This window comes from Globicatella sp. HMSC072A10 (genome assembly GCF_001811625.1).
GTDB classification, from domain to species: Bacteria; Bacillota; Bacilli; order Lactobacillales; family Aerococcaceae; genus Globicatella; species Globicatella sanguinis.
Window position 1 is genome coordinate 1 of the sequence record NZ_KV805762.1, and the last position, 4,758, is coordinate 4,758.

Genomic DNA, 4,758 nt, shown 5'->3' on the forward strand with positions numbered 1-4,758 from the left:
TCTAATTCGTGTTACGTATTCGGGAAGTTGGGATTTAGCTTATTTTATTTCTATTCCCTCATAAATGGCTCTAGGACCGCCAACATAACGTGGACGTGAAGTGACTGCCGTCACATGAGCATGTCCTAAAGTTTTAATCGTCGGTCTAATCGGTACTTGAACGGATTTAACATGCATCCCAATAAAAGTATCGCCAATATCAATGCCGGCTTTTGCTTGTACTGCCATCACTTCAATCGGATTTTTAAATAATTTAAAAGCTGATACCGAAGCAGCGCCTCCGGCATGAAGACTCGGTCTTACCCATACCTCTTCATAGCCTTTACGTTCAGCTACCTCTGACTCAATAACTAATGAACGATTTAAATGTTCGCAGCCTTGAACCGCTAAATGAACGTTTAATGGATTTAACTTATTTAAAAGTGTTTGAACGATCAACTCACCAATTTCTAAACTAGAATGTTTGCCAATTTGATGCCCCATCACTTCACTTGTTGAACATCCTAAAACAAAGACATCATTTTCTTTTAAATTTGCCTTTTCAATAATATTGTCCATAATTTCATTTAAGTTTTCTTGTAATTGTTCTACGTTCAATTCTGCTCCTTCTTCCTAATGAGAGTATACTTTTAATATCGATAAAAATTTATTTTTAACAAGCATCACAACGACGCTTCCAAAACCAACTTGTACAATGTTACTTGGGATTGATACCCATCCTACGCCGCCACCATATAAGAATTCATTGGCCATCGCATAGCCGCCAACCATAATCAAGCCAGCGATTGTTAAAGCAAATAACATGCTTTTATTGTCGTTTCCATATTTTTCAACAATCAAGCCATAAACCAATCCTTGTAATCCATGAATGACAAATGAGAATGGTGCCCAAATAGTATATCCTGAAATTAAATCGATTAATAGGCCAGTGAGTCCCCCAACAACTCCCCCACCTAATGAACCGAAGGCTAAACCTGCACAATAAATTCCGGCATCTAATATTGTAACAAATCCATTAGTAGCAGGAACTGGTATAATAATTAATAATGACAAAACTAAAGTTACTGCTGTAATGACTGCTAAATATGTTAATGTACGAACATCAAATTTATTTCTCATTTTTATCCCCTATTCTATTCCAAATATTTCCCCCATCACCGGATGGTAAAGATAAACCTTGATTGATCCCTTGATATACAAAGTGTTTAGCATTTTCAATTGCTTGCTCGAGTGTTTCATTATTTGCTAATTGAGCTGCAATCATTGAAGATAATGCACAGCCAGCTCCATGTATATTTAAGGTGTCTAATTTAGGTAATTCAAAAAAGTGTACCTTTTCACCATCAAATAAAACATCCACTGCTTTTTCACCTGGAAAGCGCGCACCACCGGTAATCAATACTGGAGTTTTCACAATCGAGTAGATATTCTTAGCTTCATCTGCTAGCATCAATTGATTCTCAATGTCACCACTTTCAGCAATAATCTTTGCTTCCGTTAAATTAGGTGTAATCACTGTCGCTGATTTCATTAAGTCAATCATTTCTAATCTAATTTGCTTGATTTCCTTCGATGACTCCTTAAAAGCCATTACAGGATCTATCACAATCGGACAATTTTGCGTTTCAATAAATTCTTTGACTATCGCAATCGTGATGGCATCGTTTAATAAACCTATCTTAATGGCTGATAATTGATAAGTGTTCGCAATCGTTTGAAGCTGTTGCTTAATTAAACTAGCAGGTAAAGAAACAATTTCAAAAGAATTATCACTACTCTCAACTGCGATACAAGTAATCACATTAACCGCAAAACTCCCTGCTTGTTCAATTGTCTTGATATCTGTAGTAATACCGCCACCACCCCAAGTATCCGAACCAGCTATTGTTAAGACTACTGTATCCATTTTCTCCCCCCTTTGTAAATAATATTTTCATTATAGCACATTTTCTTTTATTTGAACGCTTTTTAAAAAACATTCATCAATTATGTTAATAAATGTTCCTCCAAATAAACTTTATTTCGTTTATTAATATTTCCACTCATTTCGAATAATGAATCTATTTGAGATGACTTTTTTTAAAAGATAGATTACTTAAAAATTCATGAGCACACTTAACCGACAACCAAAATGATAGTGGAAGCGTCCTATTAGAATAACAATACCAGCTATCTAAAATTAATTTATTTCCTTTTGCCATTCAACTCCTTTCTAATGGAATCATATATTGATTCATTTTTTCAAGCTAATGACGTTTCCTATAGCCATTTAATTCGTTTCTATGGAATCATTCATTAACATTTTTTCAATCAATGAATGAAACGGATTGCGCACCTAATATTTTTCCATCAAAAGAATCGCATTCTTAATTATCTACTCAAACATAAACAGCATAAAAAATAGGAATAACGTCTAGTAAAATTAGAACATTTTACTATCAGTCATTCCTATCGATCACCTTTTCATTATTCAGTTGTTACATCCTCTTTTGCGTCATCCCATTCAATGGAACGGACTTCTCCTGATTCATTTACGCCCATTTTCACTTCGGTACCATCATTTAAGAATGGTAATGAATCATTTAATTGAATAGGTGCTTGATATACTTTACCATCGATCATGAAATAATAAACGGTATTACCACTTTTAACGACAGCCTGTACCTTTTCTACTGCACCTACCACTTCAAGTAAATCCTCTTCTGTCTCTAAATCCTCAATATCAACCGGATTTTCAGCTGCATAACTTAACAATAATTTTTCAACACTATTTTCAACATATACGGTTTGATAATTTTGCACATCGACTAAAGCATAGGCTTTAATTAATCCCGAAGAATCTTTTAATGAAAGCACATAAACAGGTTTACCACTTAAATTAATTAGCAATGGGAAGGTTGCTGTATAACCTTTTTCTTGGACACTTCCTTCAGCCGAACTCATCGCAGAAAATTCTTCGGCTGCACTGATTGGGTACATTTTGGCTTCTTTTGTTCTTAAATTAACTAAAACAAACCCAATGTTCGATTCATCCGCATTAATTGAAGTAATCCCCGTATAGAGATATAAATCATCATTCATCGGTAAATAGTTATATCCTTCTGTCGGTCGTGTCACACCTTCATTTGAAAATAATGTATTCCAAAACCCATTCACATATTTTCCATGCATTTGCAATTGATGTAAAATTAAATCGGCACTATAGACACGATCAACCCATTGTGGTATTTCTTCTAATGAATAATGTTTAGACTCACCAGTTGAGGCATTGACTACCACTATTCCTGTTACTTCTGGTTCAAATAAGAAGAAATTACGGCCATAAGTTGACGCAATATAATAAGGCATTCCTTCATCGTCTACCTCAAAACTTGGCTTGCCAAAGATAGTAAAGGGATATTTAAATCTTAGATGACGATTAATATTACGCCAAAATTTATCGGCATAAGAATATTTAATCGGAGCTTCAGGTGTTTCAACCGTTACTTCTCCGGTAACATTATCTACCTTTAAATAATGCGGAATACCCTCAGAAAAATTATTTAACCATTTAAAAAATCCAGCATACTCTAATGGGGTCACACGATAAGGATAATTATTAATATTAATTTGCACATATTCAGGACTCGCAACAAACTGTGATACTAAATTAGTCAGTGCACCAAGCTTACGATTTCCTAATCTAACTGCAGTATCTCGGTCAATTAATGGTATCTGGTTGACATCCGTTTCTGAGAATTCTGTTTCAAAATCAGCCTGAGCTACTGGTAACATATCACGATATGAGGAAGCCATGAAAAATGGTGAAAAGATAGCTGAACTCACTAACCAAATAACCAGAGCCACTGGTAAAATACCAAATAAAACTTTATATTTAATGGACATGTTTTTTAACTGTGTACTGGTATTTTGACTACGATTAAAAACAAAATCAGAACCATCTTTTAATACTTCAATTATGATAATCCCCACTATGATGAGTCCTAGGAAAAACCAAAATTCAAAAGCAGCATAATGTATTGGTGGTAAAGCAATATAATAATAAACAAAAGCTAATATTGACAATACAAGATATAAAGAATTCAATCCCATGCGATTGAACAAGGCCAAAAACTTATGGTTGGAATTTTTCTTATGTTGTTGACTACTATTAGTCACATCTTTCATCTAAACTCACTCCTTAAAAATTTTTTTATATTTAACATTGGGATAATATAATTTATTTCGAGTAGATTTCAATTGACTGGTAATATACATCGAAAAATCATCATTAAAAGCAAATTCATCATAAATCAGACCATATTGGGGGGCATAATAAAAATACTGTGTAGCATCACTCGTATCTTGCTTTAATGACAATACTAAAACATCATGATAAGTCACTTGATTGACGGTAAAATCATCTAAAATGTTAATCACTTCATACTCTTGTTCTTCTTGATAGCCACTAAAAAAAGTATCTCCCACTCCTAGCTCTAATGGTATAATTAATGAAGTAGAATCATCTAAAGTATCTGGATGGTCTCTAAAATCTGTATTGTCATAGGTTTCTGGAAAGTAACTCAATTCAATAATGCCCTCTGGAGTTAATTGATAGACAAATGCGATAGAAGTACCGGCACCATCACGTCTAAATTGATAAATCCCATCTTCATTTAAAGGATATTGCAGTACCACTTTAAAACCAGCAAATTCATTACCAGAACCAATATAATCATAATTTTCATAATACTTGGATAGTAAAATTAAGCTAGAAAA

The 4,758-nt window shown here is 33.8% G+C and carries 4 protein-coding genes and 1 pseudogene; all 5 read right to left on the bottom strand.

Annotated features, from left to right (window positions below):
* Positions 1-39: 39 nt before the first annotated feature.
* A complete protein-coding gene (locus HMPREF2811_RS07475; RefSeq protein ID WP_141749282.1) occupies positions 40-597 on the bottom strand; it encodes a TIGR01440 family protein in 558 nt (185 codons plus the stop codon).
* A 15-nt stretch (positions 598-612) separates the two neighbouring features.
* Complete coding sequence (locus HMPREF2811_RS07480; RefSeq protein ID WP_071408796.1) at positions 613-1,119, bottom strand: ECF transporter S component; 507 nt, start codon at positions 1,117-1,119, stop codon at positions 613-615.
* A complete protein-coding gene (locus HMPREF2811_RS07485) occupies positions 1,109-1,906 on the bottom strand; it encodes a hydroxymethylpyrimidine/phosphomethylpyrimidine kinase (protein ID WP_071408797.1) in 798 nt (265 codons plus the stop codon). Before HMPREF2811_RS07485 ends, HMPREF2811_RS07480 begins: the two co-directional genes overlap by 11 nt.
* A gap of 560 nt (positions 1,907-2,466) precedes the next feature.
* Complete coding sequence (locus tag HMPREF2811_RS07490; protein WP_071408798.1) at positions 2,467-4,167, bottom strand: hypothetical protein; 1,701 nt, start codon at positions 4,165-4,167, stop codon at positions 2,467-2,469.
* 6 nt (positions 4,168-4,173) lie between these two features.
* Positions 4,174-4,758 (bottom strand): annotated as a pseudogene (locus HMPREF2811_RS11435) (hypothetical protein); the annotation flags it as partial.